At 60.4% G+C, this 19,051-nt stretch carries 16 protein-coding genes; 12 read left to right on the forward strand and 4 right to left on the reverse strand.

Features of this window, described 5'->3' with window-relative positions; all coding sequences use genetic code 11:
• Positions 1 to 9: 9 nt before the first annotated feature.
• Positions 10 to 2,085: a dipeptidyl-peptidase 5 gene (locus NDK18_RS16950; protein WP_250628456.1), complete on the reverse strand. Its 2,076-nt coding sequence runs from the start codon at positions 2,083 to 2,085 to the stop codon at positions 10 to 12.
• A gap of 131 nt (positions 2,086 to 2,216) precedes the next feature.
• Between NDK18_RS16950 and NDK18_RS16955 the strand changes: the two genes are divergently transcribed.
• From NDK18_RS16955 to NDK18_RS17010, 12 genes are all read left to right on the forward strand, one after another.
• Positions 2,217 to 3,941, forward strand: coding sequence for a peptide MFS transporter (locus tag NDK18_RS16955; RefSeq protein ID WP_250628457.1), 1,725 nt, complete (start codon positions 2,217 to 2,219; stop codon positions 3,939 to 3,941).
• 178 nt (positions 3,942 to 4,119) lie between these two features.
• Positions 4,120 to 4,545, forward strand: coding sequence for a pilin (locus NDK18_RS16960; RefSeq protein ID WP_250628458.1), 426 nt, complete (start codon positions 4,120 to 4,122; stop codon positions 4,543 to 4,545).
• A gap of 325 nt (positions 4,546 to 4,870) precedes the next feature.
• Entirely contained in the window at positions 4,871 to 5,308 is a 438-nt protein-coding gene (locus NDK18_RS16965; protein WP_250628459.1) for a pilin, read from the forward strand.
• Positions 5,309 to 5,434: 126 nt separating this feature from the next.
• The gene (locus NDK18_RS16970; protein ID WP_250628460.1) at positions 5,435 to 5,872 is read left to right on the forward strand and encodes a pilin; all 438 of its coding nucleotides are present in this window, start codon (positions 5,435 to 5,437) and stop codon (positions 5,870 to 5,872) included.
• 74 nt (positions 5,873 to 5,946) lie between these two features.
• A complete protein-coding gene (locus NDK18_RS16975) occupies positions 5,947 to 7,992 on the forward strand; it encodes a tetratricopeptide repeat protein (protein WP_250628461.1) in 2,046 nt (681 codons plus the stop codon).
• Positions 7,989 to 10,013 carry a hypothetical protein gene (locus NDK18_RS16980; RefSeq protein ID WP_250628462.1) on the forward strand — a complete coding sequence of 675 codons (2,025 nt, stop codon included), beginning with the start codon at positions 7,989 to 7,991 and terminating at the stop codon, positions 10,011 to 10,013. The genes NDK18_RS16975 and NDK18_RS16980 overlap by 4 nt, the downstream gene beginning before the upstream one ends.
• Entirely contained in the window at positions 9,979 to 11,190 is a 1,212-nt protein-coding gene (locus NDK18_RS16985) for a DegT/DnrJ/EryC1/StrS family aminotransferase (protein WP_250628463.1), read from the forward strand. The genes NDK18_RS16980 and NDK18_RS16985 overlap by 35 nt, the downstream gene beginning before the upstream one ends.
• Before the next feature lie 22 nt (positions 11,191 to 11,212).
• Positions 11,213 to 11,884, forward strand: coding sequence for an acetyltransferase (locus NDK18_RS16990; RefSeq protein ID WP_250628464.1), 672 nt, complete (start codon positions 11,213 to 11,215; stop codon positions 11,882 to 11,884).
• A gap of 56 nt (positions 11,885 to 11,940) precedes the next feature.
• Entirely contained in the window at positions 11,941 to 13,338 is a 1,398-nt protein-coding gene (locus NDK18_RS16995) for a lipopolysaccharide biosynthesis protein (protein WP_250628465.1), read from the forward strand.
• A gap of 37 nt (positions 13,339 to 13,375) precedes the next feature.
• Positions 13,376 to 14,503: a glycosyltransferase family 4 protein gene (locus NDK18_RS17000; RefSeq protein WP_250628466.1), complete on the forward strand. Its 1,128-nt coding sequence runs from the start codon at positions 13,376 to 13,378 to the stop codon at positions 14,501 to 14,503.
• The gene (locus NDK18_RS17005) at positions 14,439 to 15,407 is read left to right on the forward strand and encodes an NAD-dependent epimerase/dehydratase family protein (RefSeq protein ID WP_250628467.1); all 969 of its coding nucleotides are present in this window, start codon (positions 14,439 to 14,441) and stop codon (positions 15,405 to 15,407) included. The genes NDK18_RS17000 and NDK18_RS17005 overlap by 65 nt, the downstream gene beginning before the upstream one ends.
• A 7-nt stretch (positions 15,408 to 15,414) precedes the next feature.
• The gene (locus tag NDK18_RS17010; protein WP_250628468.1) at positions 15,415 to 16,428 is read left to right on the forward strand and encodes a glycosyltransferase family 2 protein; all 1,014 of its coding nucleotides are present in this window, start codon (positions 15,415 to 15,417) and stop codon (positions 16,426 to 16,428) included.
• Between the two features lie 3 nt (positions 16,429 to 16,431).
• On the opposite strand, the gene NDK18_RS17015 is transcribed toward NDK18_RS17010, so the two are convergent.
• From NDK18_RS17015 to NDK18_RS17025, 3 genes are read right to left on the reverse strand one after another with little or no spacing between them, the layout of a single operon-like run.
• The gene (locus tag NDK18_RS17015) at positions 16,432 to 17,205 is read right to left on the reverse strand and encodes a class I SAM-dependent methyltransferase (RefSeq protein WP_250628469.1); all 774 of its coding nucleotides are present in this window, start codon (positions 17,203 to 17,205) and stop codon (positions 16,432 to 16,434) included.
• Between the two features lie 12 nt (positions 17,206 to 17,217).
• Positions 17,218 to 18,195, reverse strand: coding sequence for a glycosyltransferase family 2 protein (locus NDK18_RS17020; protein WP_250628470.1), 978 nt, complete (start codon positions 18,193 to 18,195; stop codon positions 17,218 to 17,220).
• Positions 18,195 to 19,049, reverse strand: a complete 855-nt coding sequence (locus NDK18_RS17025) for a glycosyltransferase family 2 protein (protein ID WP_250628471.1) — start codon at positions 19,047 to 19,049, stop codon at positions 18,195 to 18,197. The genes NDK18_RS17020 and NDK18_RS17025 overlap by 1 nt, the downstream gene beginning before the upstream one ends.
• Positions 19,050 to 19,051: the final 2 nt, after the last annotated feature.

Genomic DNA, 19,051 nt, shown 5'->3' on the forward strand with positions numbered 1-19,051 from the left:
TGGGCTGAATCAATGCTCCGTCGTCGGAGCCGTCCACTGTTTCAGCCACGCATTCACCGTCTCATGCCACTGCACGCTGTTCTGCGGCTTCAGCACCCAGTGGTTCTCATCCGGGAAGTGCAGCAGCTGGCTGGGAATGCCACGTCGCTGTAGTGCATTGAACGCGCCCAGGCCCTGTGTATCGGGAATGCGGAAGTCCTTTGCCGAGTGGACGATCAGCATCGGCACGCGCCAATCCTTCACGTGGTTGACCGGATTGAACTTCTCGTAGTTCTCCGGGTGCTCGAACTGCTCGCCGCTGTTTTCCTTTTCCTCGAACCACAATTCCTCGGTCTCGTAATACATGGCGCGGGCGTCGAACACGCCGTCGTGGTCGACAAAGCACTTGAACGGCTGGTTCCAGTTGCCGGCCATCCAGTACACCATGTAGCCACCGTAGCTGGCGCCCAGGGCGCAGGCGCGGTCGCCGTCCAGGAAGTTGTACTTCGAAAGCGCCGCCGACCAGCCTGCTTTCAGGTCGTCCAGCGGCTTGCCACCCCAGTCACCGGAGATGCTTTCGGTGAAGGCCTGGCCATAGCCGGTGGAGCCGTGGAAGTTGATGGTGACCACGGCGAAGCCCTGGCCGGCATAGGTCTGCGGGTTCCAGCGATAGCTCCAGCCATCGTTCATCGCGCCCTGCGGGCCGCCATGGATGATGAAGGCCACCGGGTATTTCTGGCCCTTCTTGTAGCCCACGGGCTTGACCACGTAGCCCTGCACCGTCTCATTGTTCCAGCCCTTGAAGGTGAAGAACTCAGCGTCGCCGGTCTTGGCGTTCTTGATGCGCGCGGCGTTGTAATGGGTTACCTGTTTCAAGCCCTTGCCGCGGGTGTCGGCGGTGTAAAGGTCGGCCGGCACTTTAAGATCGTCACGCTGCAGCAGGATGCGCTTCGCGCCCAGTGCGAATCCGCCGATGGTGCCCTTGTCGGTGAGCTTGGTCACCTTGCCCGTGGCCACGTCGATGGCGAACAGCGGGTGCTGGCCGTTGTCGTCGGTGGTGGTGTAGAGCGTCTTGCCGTCGTCGCTGATCTGCAGGCTGCCCGCTGAGCGATCCCAGCCTGGCGCCACTTCGTGGCGGGTGCCGCTGGCGAGGTCCAGGGCCATGATGCCGAAGCGGTCGACCTCGTAGCCGGGCTCCTTCATAGCCGTGTAGTAAAGGGTTTTGCCGTCGCGGGACACCAGCGGGTTGGCATCCCACGCCTGGTTTTCCTGGGTCAGGTTTTTCGGTGCGGCGGAGCCGTCGGCTGGTACCTGGTAGATGTCGAAGTTGGTGGACCATGGCTCGCTGGTGCCGGCGATGCGCACGTCGAAGAACACCGAGCGGCCATCGGGCGAGAACGAGAACTCATCGTCGCTGCCATCGGGCTTGCCCGGGACGTCGCCGTCGATACCGCGGGTGAGCAGCGTGGGCTCCGCCGTGGCACCGGTGGTGGGGGCGATGAACAGTTGCGAGCGGCGGCCGTCTTCCCAGGTGTCCCAGTGGCGCACGAATAGCTTGTTATAAACGGTGCCGGAAGCTTTGTCCTTGGCACGGCCGTCGAGTTTTTCCTTGGTGCAGGAAAGGTCGGCGCAGTCGGTGAACACTTCCATCGACAGCAGCACGTGGCTGCCGTCGGGCGACAGCTTGTAGCTGTCGATATCCAGCACCGTGGAGGTGACCTGGGTGGCCGAACCGGAGGCGGCAAGCGCTTTGCCCTTGGTGTCAACGCCCTGGCGGAAGAGCTGCGAGGTATCGCCGGCATTGGCCAGGTAGTACACGGCCGAACCATCCGGTGCCCAGCGCGGGGTGTTGCCCTTGTCGGACAACTTCACCGGCGTGCCGCCCTTGTCCAAGTCCAGCAAGTAGATCGCCGTATTGCCCTTGTTGGCCGCGTAGTCGGTAGTGCGCAGGCTGAAGATGGCGAAGCGCCCATCCGGGGAAAGCTGGGGATCCCCTACCCGGTCCATCATCACCAGGTCGCGGACCGAGAACGGATGCGGGCCGTCGGCGGCCAGGGCGGGGCCCGCGGCAAGCGCCAGGGCAAGCGCGGCGAACAAGGGTTTCATGGGCACTCCGTGGGCGTGTCGTTCCAGCCCGTGACGGTAAGCGGCGCGCGGGCGTGGCGCAAGGGTTGTCCCCCATCAACCCGTCATTCCCGGCATACTCCCGGCCGATCCCACGTGCCAGGCTCCAACGCATGACCCTTGAAGATGCCCAGGCCCACGATCCGGGCGAAGACCTGTTCGGCCACCCCAAGGGCCTGTACGTCTGCTTCTTTACCGAGATGTGGGAGCGGTTTTCGTTCTATGGCATGAAGGCCCTGCTGGCGCTGTACCTGATCAAGCACCATGGCTTTTCCGACACCGAAAGCCTGACCCTGGTCGGCGCCTATGGCGGCCTGGTCTACGCAACGCCGGTGCTGGGCGGCATCCTGGCCGACCGGTTCTTAGGAATGCGCAAGGCGGTGATCCTGGGCGGCGTGCTGCTATGCCTGGGCCACCTGGGCATGGCGGTGGAAGGCCATCAGGCCACCATGGGTGCCGATGGCGTGGTGCACCGGGACCTCTTCGCGCTTAGTGTTTTTTATCTTTCGCTGGCGTTGATCATCAGCGGCGTGGGGTTCCTGAAACCCAATATTTCCACCGTGGTAGGCAAGCTCTACCCCGAGAACGACCCCCGGCTGGATTCGGGCTTTACCTTGTTCTATGCCGGCATCAACGTGGGCGCGCTGTTCTCGGCGATCATCTGCGGCTACCTGGGCGATACCTATGGCTGGAGCTACGGCTTCGGCGCCGCAGGGATCGGCATGCTTGCCGGGTTGGCGGTATTCGTTACCGGACAGCGGCATCTGCAGGGGCATGCCGAGCCGCCCAGCATGGAGCGGCTGAAGCGCCGGGTGTTGGGGCCGCTCAATACCGAATGGGCGATCTATCTGGGTGCCGCCCTGGCCTTGCCGGTGCTTTGGGGCCTGATGCAGCTGGGCAATGCCGTTCTTTGGCTGCAGCTGGCGACGATGGCCGGCTGGCTGGGGTGGCTGGCGTGGTACGTGACCATGCGCTGCGACAAGGTGCAGCGCCACCGCATGCTGGCCTGCGTGTTTTTCGTGGCGGTGTGCCTGCTGTTCTTCTCGCTGTATGAGCAGACCTATGGCTCGTGGGTGCTGTTCAACGATCGTATGCTGGGCAAGGATTTATTCCCCTCGATGGTGATCCGCGAGGGTCACCCGGTGCCGTGGTCGACCATCCCGTTGATCCTTAGCCCCTTCGCGGTGGGCGCAGCGCTGGCCATGAAGTCCACGCGGATGGCCAAGTTGCTGCTGGGTGGCCTTACCCTGGCGGGCACCTTGTTGATCCTGCGCGACTGCGTGGTGCTGCCGCAGACGGCGAGCTCGCTTACCTATTTGGGCGCGTTCTTTATCGTGCTGATTTCGCCGCTATTTGCCTGGCTTTGGCCGGCGCTGGAACGCCGGGGCTGGAACCCCAGCAAGGCGAACAAGAGCGCCATCGGCCTGGCCTTCGCAGGCCTGGCCTTCCTGCCGCTGGCCATGGGCAATGCCACGGTGACCGCCACGTCGCTCGGTAGCGTGTGGTGGATCGTGCTTGCGTACTTCCTGATCGAGGTGGGCGAAGTGGCGCTGGCGCCGATCGGCCTGGCGGCGGTGGCAGAGCTGTCCGTGCCGCAGGTGGTGGGGCTGATGATGGGTGCCTGGTGGCTGGGGACGTCGCTGTCCGAGCAGGTGGCTTCGATCTTTGGGAAATGGGCAGCGCTGGATATTCCGCTGGATGGGAAGATCGACTTCGCGGTGGCTAGTGCGAAGTATGGGCAGTTGTTCGACAAGATGGTTTGGGTGGGGTTGGGGGCTGCGGTGGTGGCGTTAGTGGTGGGGCCGGTGATCAGGCGCTGGATGCACGGCGCCCGCTAGCGTCCATTTGAATTGCTGATGGCCGCCACCGCGATCAGCCGCGCCTAGACCTGTTTAGGGCGAGGTCGCCAAGTCCCGACAAATTTGTGACCCGAGTCTCGTTTGAGCGTCAGGTAGGCAAGGGTACCGGTATGATTTGTGCTGGAGTTTGGAATATCCAGGGGAAAATCTAGCGGCCATGAAGAACACAAGGGGCTTCACGCTTATCGAGTTGATGATCGTGGTGGCCATTATTGCCATCCTCGCCGCCATCGCCATCCCTGCATACCAGGACTATACGATCCGCGCCCAGGTAGCCGAGGGCATTACGCTTTCCACAGGGGCAAAGACAGCCGTTTGGGATTTCTTCGCCGACAAGGGCCGGCTGCCCCCATCCAATACTTCTGCTGGTCTCGTATCGGCGACGTCGATCAGGGGACAATATGCCAGTTCAGTTACTGTCACTAGCGGCTTGATTCAAGTTGCTTTCACAACCCCCAAAGCCAATCCAGCGCTTAGCGCTGCCACGTTGCTGCTGTCGCCCGTGAGCTACACCGGAAGCATTCAGTGGACCTGTAAAGCAACTTTGATGAAGAGCAACTACCTGCCTTCCAGCTGCCGATAGCAACTCTTTTACTGACGCTTAAGGTCACTATGTGACGCCTAGCGTCGATGCTCTAACCGGGATTTTTGTGAGCCAGTTCAATGCTGTTGTGGTTGCTCTGCCTAGAACAAACCCCGACAATCGCATTGCCCCGCAATGATGGGGGCACCGCCCGCCGAGTCACGTGGCATGCAAGATGCTTAGTGACTCCGCGAGCTTCCTGGTCGTTTCCTGCCAACGATTAAGTGGAAGGGGGAGGTTTCGGATCTGCCTAGGAGGATCCGAGGCTGGGGCTCAGGGGGCATCACACTTTTGGTTAGCTAACCACCGTTAGGAAGGAACATCCATGAAGACCGTACAGAAGGGTTTCACGCTCATCGAACTGATGATCGTGGTTGCCATCATCGCCATCCTGGCCGCCATCGCTATCCCGGCGTACCAGGATTACACCATCCGTTCGCAGGTTTCGGAAGGTCCCGTTCTCGCCGATGGCGCCAAGACGGCTGTTGCCGAGTTCTACCAGAACACCGGTCGTTTCCCGCTCAACAACGGCTCGGCAGGTCTCGCCGCCGCCCTCAGCATCAAGGGTCAGTACGTAAGCTCGATCACCATCGGGGCCTCGACCGGCCTGATCACGGCTGCCTACGGCGGTCCCAAGGCCAGCACCAAGATCCCCACCGCCAGCACCCTGGTCCTTTCGCCGATCACTAATGCCGGCAGCATCGCGTGGACCTGCAAGTCCGCGACGCTCAAGACCAACTACATCCCGTCGTCCTGCCGTTAATTTTCTGGCAAATTGCGGATTGCAAGGAGCCGCCTCGTGCGGCTCTTTGTTTAAGCAGGGAAGCTGATAGCGAATAAGGAGACCTACACCCAAGCAATTTTTGCTCGCACAACAAGGATTACTTCCATGAAGACCGTACAGAAGGGTTTCACGCTCATCGAACTGATGATCGTGGTTGCCATCATTGCCATTCTGGCCGCCATTGCTATCCCGGCGTACCAGGATTACACCATCCGTTCGCAGGTTTCGGAAGGTCCTGTTCTCGCCGATGGCGCCAAGACGGCCGTCGCCGAGTTCTACCAGAACACCGGTCGTTTCCCGCTCAACAACGGCTCGGCAGGTCTTGCAGCCGCCCTCAGCATCAAGGGTCAGTACGTAAGCTCGATCACCATCGGCGCCTCGACCGGTCTGATCACGGCTGCCTACGGTGGTCCCAAGGCCAGCACCAAGATCCCCACCGCCAGCAACCTGGTTCTTTCTCCGATCACCAATGCCGGTAGCATCGCGTGGCGCTGCAAGTCCGCGACGCTCAAGACCAACTACATTCCCTCGTCCTGCCGTTAATTTTTGCCTTATCGCGGTAATATTGGGAAGCCACGAATGTGGCTCTTCCCAACCAGCCAGGCGACCATCGACACATGCGCAGGGACGTCCGCCTACCATCCCTGACGCTCTTGCTGTTCGCCATCGTGCTTGCCCTGGCCTGGTTTGCGTACATGCCGGGCTTGCATGGCGGCTTTCTGTTCGACGACTACGCGAACTTGCCTGCCATAGGCGCTACGGGCCCAGTCGACAACTGGGCTACGTTCTTTCGCTACGTTACGTCAGGTGAAGCCGACCCGACCGGCCGTCCGCTGGCCCTGCTGAGTTTCCTTGTCGATGCGCGGGACTGGCCCGCGGATGCGTATCCTTTCAAACGCACGAACCTGTTGCTTCACCTGGCGAATGCCGCTTTGTTATTTGTCTTGCTGCGTCGGCTCGGGCACCTCGGGGCTGGCAATGCATTGCGTGATCCCGGACAAAGTCGACGGCTCGAGTTGGCTGCGGCGCTGGCATCAGCCTTGTGGGTCCTGCATCCACTGTTTGTGTCCACCACTCTGTATATCGTGCAGCGCGAGGCCATGCTTCCGGCAACGTGTGCGCTTTGCGGCCTGAATCTTTGGCTCTCGGGCCGTGCACGCATGGCGCAAGGAAGTACGCTGGCGGGCGGCCTCCTCGTGGCGACGGGACTACTGGGTTTTACCGCCCTGGGTGTTCTCAGCAAGGCAAACGGAGCGCTACTACCCATTTATGCGCTGCTCGTGGAGTGCATAGTGCTATCGCCAAGTCGAGAGCTACGACAAGGGCGACCAGCCCCCTATCGCCGGATGATGGTCGTTAGCGCATGGATCCCGGCCGTCGCCATCCTTGGCTACCTTGCATGGCAAGGCTGGGTCGGAATGGTACGAGGCATAGGCACATTGCGACCCTGGACGCTCGGCGAGCGCTTGCTCACAGAGCCACGCATCCTGTTCGACTATCTTCGTTTGCTGTGGATCCCCCGACCATTCACGTCGGGCGTATTCAACGAGCAGTTCATGGCATCGAAGTCTCTCGCGGACCCCTCGACGACCTGGATCGCCATCCTTGGCCTTCTCGTCTTGGTATTCGCCGTCTTTGGATTACGTCGGCGATGGCCCGCCGCCTCGCTCGCCATTGCGTTCTTCCTGTGCGCCCACTTGGTTGAGTCCTCTACGATCGCATTGGAGCTCTACTACGAGCATCGCAACTACCTGCCGGCGCTGTTGCTGTTCTGGCCTCTGGCATTGGCGGTCACCGGCGTTGGGCGCCGGTTCGAGCTTATCGGCGCACCTCGATCGCGTACCACCGATTTCTCATACGGCCTGCTGTCAGCGGCGCTATTGCTGGGGCTGGCCTCCATGACATGGGCCAATGCCTCGATCTGGGGCAATACAACCGAACAGGCCCTTATCTGGGCGCGTATGAACCCCGACTCCCCGCGTGCGCAAACTAACGCCGCGACCCTGGAAATGGCGGCCGACCACCCTGCTTCAGCCATTGCCAGACTCACACCCATGCTTGAACGCGACCCAACGCAGATCCAGGTTGCACTCAACCTGTTGGCGGCTCACTGCCTGGAAGGGAGCGTCGATCCAGTTACCTTGGAGGCTGCAGGACGCGCGATGGAGACATCGCGAGACCCGGGCGCTTTACTGGTAAGTTGGTCCGACCGCGCCATCGACACTGCGCGAGCTGGCAGCTGCAAGGGTTTCGATCTTGATGCTCTCGAGCATCTGATCGAACGAGGTTTGCACAATTCCCGGTTTAGCAATGGCCGTCGCCAGGACATCGAACACATCCGCGGCGACGTGGCTTTGCAGCGTCGGGATTCAGCAACAGCCATGGATTACTTCAACATGGCGCTTGATGAGCAACCCCGTATTGAGATAGCGATGCAACAGTCAGCGATGCTCGGCGAGGCCGGATTCCCGCGTGAAGGGCTAAGCCATCTTGATCATTTTAGTGCTTTGAAGAAAGAGTCACTGGCGATCGCGCCAGGCATGCCGCACATTCACCAGTGGGTACTAGCTCGCCAAGGCTATTGGGGCAAGGAATATCGCCGGCTTCGCAAGAATCTTCAAGATGATGTCAACCTTGAGGATACACACGGGGGAATTCGATGATCCACGCATTGAAGCGCGATCGCTATGCATGGGCCGTCGTTTTGTTGGCGGCGGCCTTGACAATATTCATTTATTGGAAAGGGTTGTACGGCAGCTTCGTATTCGACGACTTTCCGAACATTGTTGACAATAAAGGCGTGCAGCCAGCGACTGCCACGGTAGGGACCCTCGTCAATGCGGCCCTGTCATCGCCCTCGAGTGACTTCAAGCGGCCATTGGCTTCATTGAGCTTCGCTACGAATTTCCTGCTAACGGGGCTCGACCCTTTCTGGATGAAGTTCACGAACGTCATTCTGCACCTGGTCAATGGCATTCTTTTGTTTCTGCTTGGCAGACGGCTAATTTATGCGGAAGGCATGCTCCGCGCATCGGACCAGGCGAGCCCTGCAAAATTGACCGTCAACCATGTGTCGTTGATTGCCGCGTTCCTGGCGACCGCTTGGCTCGTTCTACCGATCAATCTGACAGCCGTGCTGTACACGGTACAACGCATGGAAAGCCTCGCGAACATATTTGTTCTGCTTGGCCTCAACCTCTATGTTTCCGCTCGATTGCACATGCGCGACGCGGCTGGAGATAACGCCAAATCACCATCCGCGCCCCGCCGATGGATCTTCCTGGCGATCTTTGCGCTGACCATCCCTACCGCCATTGGCATTCTCGCCAAAGAGACAGCGGCACTACTCCCGCTTTATGCACTTTTGGCCGAATGGGTGTTGTTTGACTTTCGGACCGCCAGCACGCCAAGCACCAGTGCGCCACGCGACAGGCGGATCCTTACGTTGTTTGCCCTGGTATTGGTGCTGCCCATGCTTGTCGGGGTGGCCATCGTTGTACCCAACATAATCAAACCCGCCACGTGGGCCGTACGCGATTTCAATCTGCCGGAACGCCTGCTTAGCGAAGCACGCATCGTTCTGGATTATGTGCAATGGATCTTTATCCCACGGTCGAACGATCTCTCGTTCTACCACGATGATTTCATCATTTCGAAGGGCATCTTCACCCCCTGGACAACGGCTGCATCGATCGTTCTTCTGGCAGCGATGCTCGTTATGGGGTTGTTGCTACGCAAACGACATCCCCTGATCGGATTAGGCGTGCTTTGGTACCTTGCCGGACACGTCCTTACGGCAACCATCATCCCGCTTGAGCTGATCTACGAGCACCGGAACTATTTCTCGAGCATCGGCGCCATGTTGGTGGTCGTGCCTGGCTTGTGCGCCCTTTCCAGACAAAACGAACACTTCGTCGTTGCCAGGCGCACGGGACTGGCGGCTCTTATACTTATTTGGGCGGCCACGACCTGGCTCACGGCTTCCGCCTGGGGTTCGCCCATAGGCCTTGCGGAGGAACTGGCGCTGCGAGCGCCCGAATCTCCGCGGGCCCAGTACGAGCTGGGGCGGACCTATATCATTGCCTCAAAGTACGAGCCTTCATCTCCATTCGCGCCACTGGTTTATCCACCGCTCGAACGTGCGGCCAAGTTGCCGGGGTCATCGATACTTCCGGAACAGGCACTTGTTTTCTTTAACTCGCGGATGAAATTGCCTCTGCAGCAATCCTGGTGGGACAGCATGATTGGCAAACTGGCAGCGCACAGGCCAACCATCCAGGATGAAAGTTCACTGATTGCACTGGTTCAGTGCGAGTCGGACGATCGCTGCGATCTTCCCGAGGAACCCATGACACGGGCGTTTGCCTCGGCTCTCGCACACCCCCAGCCTAGTGCGCGCCTGTTGGCTACCTATGCCGACTACATCTGGATGTCCACTTCCGATGTGGCGACGGCCTATAGGTATGCCAGGTTGGCCGTGGATGCCGCACCCGCCGAGCCGGCCTACCGCGTAACGCTGGGACGCTGGGCCGTCAGCTTGGGCGATACCCCGGAAGCCACCCGGCAGCTCGCAGCGCTAAGGCATCTAAACTATGGCGGCAGGCTCGATCAGGATGTGGCTACACTTGCCCATGCCATCGATCATATCCATGACCCGAAACAGCAGCCGCCCGACGATGAATAGCAGCCAGATAAAAGCAAGCACGACGCCCAGGACGAAACTGGCCATTGATGGTGGCGCGCCCGCGTTTGCGCAACCATTGCATGTGGGCCGGCCAAATGTCGGCGACCCGGCCAGGTTCGCCACATACATGCAGCAGGTGTTCGAAAATCGCTGGCTGACCAACAACGGCCCTCTGGTTCAGGAGTTGGAGGCGAGGATTGCCAAAGACCTGGACGTGAAGCACTGCGTGGCCATGTGCAACGGGACAATCGCCCTGGAGATTGCCATCCGGGCGCTCGGGTTGAGAGGCGAGGTGATCGTACCTTCCTGGACATTCATCGCAACCGCGCACGCACTTGCATGGCAAGGCATCTCGCCTGTGTTTGCGGACATTGACCCAGACACACACAACCTCACCGCTGCCACAGTCGAGCCCCTTATCACCCCAAGGACGAGCGGCATCATAGGCGTGCATCTTTGGGGGCGCCCGGCACCCATCGATGAGCTCCAGCTCCTGGCTGATCAGCACGGCCTGGCCCTGATGTTCGACTCCGCGCATGCGTTCCGCACCTCTTATCGGGGCAGAAGGATTGGTGGCTTCGGACAATGCGAAGTCCTGAGTTTTCATGCCACCAAGGTATTCAACACCATGGAAGGCGGAGCGGTGGTCACCAATGACGATCAGCTCGCTGCAAAAATGAGACTGATGCGCAACTTTGGTTTCGCCGGATTCGACAACGTAGTTCATCCCGGCACCAACGGAAAAATGATCGAGGCGAGCGCGGCCATGGGCCTGACGAATCTCGAATCGCTGGATGAATTCATTGCCGCCAACGAGCGCTGTTACCAGCATTACGCGTCACGCTTCGATGGCATCCCGGGCTTGGACCTCGTCCTGTACGACCCGGCTGAGGAAAACAACTACCACTACATCGTGGCATCCGTCAGTGACGCGTCGGCAACATCGCGCGATCGCCTTGTCGAAGTGCTTTCCGCCGAAAATGTACTAGCGCGAAAGTATTTCTGGCCAGGATGTCACCGCATGCTTCCTTACCGCGACGAAATAGACGTGAGCCTTCCGAACACCGACGCGGTCGCCGCACGCAACCTCGTGCTGCCTTCCGGCCCGACACTGACACCGGACGATATTGACGCCATCTGCGACATCCTCGAACTGGGTGCAAGGAAGTCCCTCTAAACCCCTGGGATACACGATCCGTATGACCGACCATCCCGCCACCTTTGTAGGCCAAACGACGAAGCTCGCGATTTTCGGCGCGGGTGGACATGGGCGTGAACTCGCGAACCTGGCCTTGCGTTGCGGCTATCGAGCCGACCAACTGGTGTTCCTGGTCGACGAAGGGCATGGGCAAGGACAATTCGCGGCTGGCATACCGGTGGCCACCATCGCGTCGATAGTGCCCGAGGGCATGTCATTCGTCGCCGCACTGGGTGATCCGTCGGCACGACGGACTGCCGTAGCGAAATGCCTGTCCGTCGGCATGCGCGAAGTGACACTTGCCGATCCCGCGGTGGCGGTAGCCTCCTCTGTCACGATGGGGCCTGGCAGCGTAATCGCCGCTGGAAGCGTGCTCACCGTCGATATCGATCTGGGATCACACGTTCACATCAACGTCGGCTGCACCGTATCGCACGACGTACGCATCGGCTCCTTCAGCACACTTTCGCCGGGCGTGCACATAGCCGGGAGAGTGCACCTAGGCGAAGGGGTTTTCGTAGGCGTCGGCGCGTCGATCCTGCCCGGCACACCTACTCGATCGCTGGTGATAGGCGATGGCGCGGTGATCGGTGCTGGCGCGTGCGTCACGTGCGACGTGGAAGCCGGCACCACGGTGGCCGGCGTCCCAGCACGCGTTCTGCGGCCTGCATGACTCCGCCCGATTCGCAGGCCGGCGCGACTGCTTTCCGCGCGGCCCGATGGAGCATCGTGGAGATCGGCACACGTTATGTGATCCAGTTTGCCGTGACCGCCGTTCTGGCGCGCTTGCTTTCTCCCGATGCCTTCGGTCTGCTGGCGATGGTGCTGATATTCACCGCCATCGGGGCGATCTTCATCGATTCGGGTAGTGGTGCCGCGCTTGTACAGAAGCAGTCGACGACGGCCGACGAAGAAACGACCGTCTTTGTGGTGAACGTATTGGTGTCGCTGATTGCAGGATTGATGCTGTTCGCATGCGCCGGCTTGATTGCCAGTTTTTTCAATCAGCCTGAACTCGCCGGTCTTTGCCGTTTCATGGCGCTGATATTCCCATTGAACGGGCTGGCCGTGGTTCCCGATGCCCTGCTGACGCAACGGATGCGTTTCAACGTCAGGGCCAAGATCGAATTCGGAAGTGCCATGACGGCGAGTACTGTCGCGCTCGTATTGGCGTGGCGGGGCTATGGCGCATGGAGCCTGGCTTGGCAGGCAGTGGTATCCATCGGTGCTCGCGCGGTGTTGCTGCTGGTGATTACGGAATGGCGGCCACATGGCCGGTTCCGGCCGCGCGCCCTATGGTCGATCTGGTCGTTCGGCGGATTCATGCTCCTGGCCGGGTTGATCGATACGGGCTATACACGTCTGCAGGCCTTGCTTGTCGGCCGTTTCTTTGCAGCGCGTGAGCTCGGGTTCTACACGATGGCGCAGAATACCCAGCAGGTTCCTACTTCGCTCGCCGCCGCTCTATTGAACCGTTTGGGCCTCCCCCTTTTTTCATCGCTTCGGCACGACCCGACCCTGTTGCATCGCGCAGTCAGGGGGTCGCTTTCCATGAGCATGTTCGTCTTCGTGCCCCTGGTCGCCATGTTGGCCTTGTTCGCCACGCCCGTGGTCGAATTGGTGTTCGGTCCACGGTGGCAGGCCACCGGTCCTATCCTTGCCATCCTTGCCCTCGGTGCATTGCCATGGCCTTCGCATGTACTGAATGTCTCGCTACTGAATGCGCTTGGCCATCCCCGCCTGGTGCTGCGCAACGAAGTCATCAAGAAGTCGCTGGCCGTAGCTCTCCTGTTGGCCGCCTGCCCCTTCGGCATCGGGGCAATCGCGTGGTCTACGGTGGCCGCGAGTCTCTTCGCCATGGGCATCAACATGCATTACTCAGGCAAGCTCCTTGGATACGGAGCCTCGTCACAATTGCGGGACATGGCCGGTATCGTGCTTGGTACACTCGTTGCCGTGTCGCTTGCGTACGTCGTTTACCTCAGCATGCAACGGTCACTAGTCGCGCTGCTGGCGGGCTGCCTCGTCGGTGCAGCCGCCTATCTGCTACTCGCCTGGCGAACGTCCCATCCGGCCCTGGTCGATCTCCTGCGGCTGGCAAGGCCACAGCGTGGCGACATTCGTTGAAACAGGCCAACCACCAGCTCCCAAATCCAACACTCGCATGACGCATACCTCACTCGACATCCTCTTGACCAGCACGTCCTATCCGGCCGACAAACTCGACTGGCGTGGAGTGTTCATGCGCCACATGGTGACGGCGCTGGCACGGCGTGACGATGTAGCCTTGTCAGTCTGGGCACCGCCTGGCCCGATGCCGGCATCAGTCGTCCATGCCACCACGGAACGTGAATCCCGGGACCTCGCGAATCTCATGGCGGCGGGTGGCGTTGCACACCTTCTGCGCCAACATCCGGTTCGCGGCGTGGCTGCAGCTACCCGCATCATTCGCGGGCTGGCCCGGTGCTACCGGCAGTCCACTTGCGATGTCTATCACGTGAATTGGCTGCAATGTGCATTGCCGCTACCCAATGACTCCCGCCCAGCGCTGGTGACGGTGCTCGGCAACGATCTGCGTCTGATGAAGATGCCAGGTATGCGCAGCGCGCTAAGGCGTACCTTCGGCGCGCGTCCGACCGTACTGTGTCCCAACGCCGACTGGATGGTGCCAGTATTGAATGAGGCCTTCGGCGATGTTGCGCGTGTGCAAGCGGTGCCGTTCGGCATCGATCCTCGCTGGTTCGACGTTGAACGAACTCTGCAAACACCATCACGTTGGCTGGCGGTAACCCGGCTCACCCTAGGTAAGCTTGGATCGCTCTTCGACTGGGCGGAACCGTATTTCAAGGACGGAAGTCGTGTCCTCGACCTGATTGGCCCGATGCAGGAATCAATTCAGGTACCGTCATGGGTGAATTATCATGGTCCCGCGGGGGCAGACGAAATTCGCACCAAATGGTTTCCGCAGTCCCATGGCTTGATTACGCTCAGCCAGCACGCAGAGGGGCGTCCTCAAGTCATGCTTGAGGCCATGGCCGCCGGGCTACCAATCATCGCCACACCCATCGCCGCCCACACTGATCTCATTGCCCATGGGTTGACCGGCTGGATCGCCCCCGACCGCGACGCCCTTGCCGAAGGACTTACAGCACTCGAGGACAGCGCGCGCAACCGCGCCGTGGGCCAGGCCGCCAAGTCAAGGATCGAACACGAGATGGGGACGTGGGATGATTGCGCTGAACGGTACGTCCGCCAATACCGAAGCGTCCTGGAGCAAGGCAAACGTGGCTAAGGCAGTCCTGGTGGTGGGAGCTGGCGGTTTTATCGGCAGGCGTCTTTGCAAGGCGCTGGTCGCCGCCGGGCGTCGCGTCATTGCCGTGACCAGACAGGAAGGTATTCCTATCCCGGATGTGCACCACGTCATCGTGCGGGAGCCATCGAGCGAAACGTTCGAGGAACTAGCTCGTGAATGCGAGGGAATCGTCTGGCTTGCCTGTACCAGCACACCCGGATCCACCGCGGGACGACCCATGGCGGAGCTCGACGAGAACCTTGCGCCACTGTTCGCCCTGTTGGGAGGCTTACACCGGCTGCCTCCGCGCAAGCTTGTTTTCATATCGACGGGTGGCGCCATCTATGGCGACGTGGATGCCGCCATGGCGGTCGAGAGCAGCGTGCTTGCCCCAAAGTCTTACTACAGTGCCGGCAAAGCTGCTTGCGAATCGTTTGTTTCAGCCTGGGCCCATCAATCGGCAGGCCAGGCCATCATCCTCCGGCCTTCGAACGTATTTGGGAGGGGACAGCCGTTCCGGCCAGGTTTTGGCATCATACCTACGGCGTTTCACGCAGCCATATCGGGCGAGCCACTGACCGTCTGGGGCGATGGCTCCGCGGTTCGAGACTATCTCCATGTCGAAGATTTCGTTTCGCTTTGCATAAAGTGTGTCGATACCCCACTTGCTGCTGGCGTAGAAACCTACAATGCCTCTAGCGGGGAACCGACGAGCCTCAATGCACTGTTGACCCACGTCGAAGCGGCGTGCGGCAAAGCAGTTCCGCGCATTTTTCGCGCAAGCCGACCCGTGGATGTCGAAAGAATTGTCCTGGACAATGCGCGTGCGCGCCGTACATTTGCCTGGCAGCCGCAGGTGACTCTCGACCGGGGCCTGGCAGATGCCTGGGCAGCCCAATCCTGAGGCAACCTTGGACGAGACGCCTCCCCTTTTTTCAGTTTGCATCGCCAATTTCAATGGCGAAGACATCCTTGCCGACTGCCTCAAATCGGTCCTGGCGCAAACCATTGATGCCCGCGTGGAAATTATCGTGCACGACGATCATTCCACGGATGCATCGCTAGAGGTCCTTGCGCGATTTCCGGGCGTCAAAGTCATCGCCAGCGATACCAATGTCGGATTCTGCGTGTCCAACAACCGCATGGCCCATGCTGCAAGCGGCAAATTCCTGCTTCTGCTGAATAACGACGCCGCTCTTTACCCCGACGCATTGGCAACGCTATGGGCGCAGGCACAGGCGCATCCAGGGAACGTCCTGACGCTCCCCCAGTACGACTGGACGAGCGGTGAGCTCGTCGACCGGGGCTGCCTGCTTGATACTTTCTACAACCCCGTGCCGAATGTCTATGCTTCACGGACCGATGTAGCCATGACCATCGGCGCCTGCCTTTGCATCGAAGCCTCCCTCTGGAACGAACTGGGTGGCTTCCCTACATGGATTGAATCGATCGCCGAGGACATGTACATCTGCTGCGCTGCGCGACGGATGGGAAGGAAAGTCCTCGCCTCCCCGTCGAGCGGATACCGACACCGGCAAGGCCACAGTTTCGGCGGCAACAAGGCCACCGACGGTCGGCTGTCGACGAGTTTCAGGCGGCGCAAGCTAAGCGAGCGCAACAAGACCATGCTGATGGCGATATTCTCGCCTGGCTGGGTGGTCTTGCCCCTTCTTTTCGTGCATATGCTGTTGTTGTTGCTCGAAGGCATGGCACTCACCTTGACCAAGCGCGATGGGCGCGTCATGAAGGACATTTACCTCCATGCGATCACCTCGTCATGGCGAATGCGAAAGCTTGCCATGGATGAACGAAGGGCTGCGCGCGCGCGCGGAACGTCACCTCTTCGCGGATACTACTCGGCGTTTACCTGGGTCCCTCGCAAATGGATACTGTTTCGCTCTTACGGTATTCCCGAGGTTCGCTGAAAATCAGGCGGATTTTTCAAACAGAAAGAGTGGCTCATGCCGGTTGACGGCGTAGCGGTACGCATCAATATCCGGCAGAAGTTCGTCATGCGTGGCGACTTTGCTCACCAGCCCCGAATGCCGTGCGAATGTATGGAAGATGTCGCGACCGAACAGGCGTACGTGGTCTTCCTGACCATAGAGCTGGAGCCGCGCCCGATCCGACTGCACCCCGGCATCGTCGATGGTTGCCTCAAGCATGGGCACGTATGGGGTCTGCAGGATACCCATGCCACCCGGTGCTAGCACGCGACCGATTTCCCGAAGTGCTGCGGGAAGATCGCCTACGTGCTCAAGCATATGGTTGGCAATCACCACGTCGAACGAAGCATCGTCGAACGGCATGGCAGTGAGATCCACGCGCTCGATCCCGGGCCGCGACGGGAATAGATCGCACTGCACGTAGCGCGACGGCGCCTGCGCCTCGATCCGCGTGGCTAGCGCGATTTCGGGAGCGCCGTGAAGGATCCTCGCCCCGCGCATCCGGTCGAACACGCCGGCTCGATCCAGGTATAGGAACAGGTGTCGCAGGCGATCGTGGGCACCACAGCGAGGGCACTCGAAATGGTCGACATCGCTACCGACGATGCCCAACGCTGCCATGGCCGGCGGCAAACCCTTGCTGCCACCGCGATAAGGCAAGAAGCCACCGACGTTACGATCGCACACCACGCAGTGGCGGCGGGCCAACACGGGCCATCGGTAGATGGCTGCAAGGAAGAGCTTGGCTGGATCCAACGACATTTCCCGTCAGCGAAAATAGAGGATGCGGGTGCCGCGGCGGCGCATTCGCATGGATGTCCATTGGTAACCTTGGCGCCACGCCTCGGCTATACACCCAGCAACCACTGACGCCAGGAGCATCGCGCCGGGAACGCGCAGGTCGCGCCGCACGGTCGCCCACCACTGCTTCGCCAAACCAAACGTGCGCGTGCGAATCGCGCGAAAGACAACACGCCTGAGGAAGTCGGAAGCTGCGGCAACGCGAAGACGCACCGGGTCGTCCGCGACCACGTTGGCGACGACGGCCTGCCAATATTGCTCGCGAACCGCGGCGTTGGCCGTGGCAAGCATTGAACCAACCGCTCCCTGCCTGTATCCGACAAGCACTTTGCTCGTATAACGAAGTTCCCCCTTGCTCGCCAGCATCAAGTGGATGCGGAAATCGATGAAAGGGGCAGGCATGGCAAGGACGCTCGGCCTATCGCGGGCGCGATAAAGCAGGGAGCTGTGATTAAGGAAATTCCCGCGCTCAAGCAAGGCGGCCCTGTCGTAGGCGCCGGCGTTTGCATTGGTGAATATCCCGACAGGTTCACGCTGGTCGTCGTACACGATGGCGTTGGTGTACACCGCCGACACGGCTGGATCCTCCATCAAGCGCAATTGTTCGCGCAGCTTCCCAGGCAGCCAGAGATCGTCGCCATCGAGATGGCAGATGTATTGGCCCGTGGAGCGTTGCAGAAGATCCAGGAGGTTACCGATTGGCCCAAGGTTGCGGTCGCGATTAAACACGTTGATCTGGGGAAACTCCGCCGCCAATGCGGCCAGCATCGGCCGCGTGGCATCCGTGGATCCATCGTCACCGACGAGGATCTCCAACTCCGCATCACCAAGCTGGGCTAGCACGCTGCGCAGGCAGTCCTGGATATACCGTTCGTGGTTGAAGGTGACTACGCAGACCGAAACGAGTGCCCGGCTAAGTACCCTTTGGTCGCCCGTCGGCGCCATCAGGCGTCTCGGCGATATGTCAGGGCCGTGATCTGTTCGGAGACCAAGCCGATCAGGAACACGATCACCGCCGCACTCCACATCAGCGTGCTCATATTGGTCAAACGTCCCTCGTGCAGGAATGTCCAGGCGTAATTCGCGCAACCAAGCACGAAGAACAGAAAGCTGGCCGGCACAAATAGCTTCAACGGAGAATAGAGCGTGGCGATCTTGAAGATGATCAGCAGGAAACGCAGCCCGTCGCGAATCGGTTTGATATGGCTTTGGCCTACGCGCTTGTGTGCCTTGATCGGGTCGTATGCCACGCCGTAGGCACTGCGAAAGAAGGCCATCGTGCTGGTGGTGGGGTAGGAGAACCCGTTGGGCAGCAGATGGATGAATTCGCGGAACTTGTCTGCCCGCACGACCCTGTAGCCGGACGTCAGATCCTTGACCTCATGGCCGGTAATCCGCGTGGCCAGCCAGTTGTAGAAGGTGTTGGCCGCGCCACGACCCACGCCTGCCTGGCTGTCCCAGTCGCGGGCGCCCACGACCATGTCGAACCCGGTGTCCAGGCGCGCCAACAAGCGACCAATATCGGCCGGATCGTGCTGCCCGTCGCCATCCATGAACACCAGGATCTCGCCTTTCGCCGCCCGCGCGCCGCGCTTGATGGCCGCACCATTACCCATGGAATAAGGCGAACTCAGGCAGGTCACGCCTGCTGCCGCGCATACAGCACGGGTGTCGTCGGTGGACCCATCGTCCACCACGATGATTTCAGCGTCCGGCTGCGCCGCCCGAAGCTTGGGCAGCACGTCGACCAGGGCCGCAGCCTCATTCTTGGCGGGCAGGATGATGCTAAGGCGACTCAAGG

It is taken from the genome of Pinirhizobacter soli, from assembly GCF_015905305.1.
Classification (GTDB): Bacteria; Pseudomonadota; Gammaproteobacteria; order Xanthomonadales; family Rhodanobacteraceae; genus Pinirhizobacter; species Pinirhizobacter soli.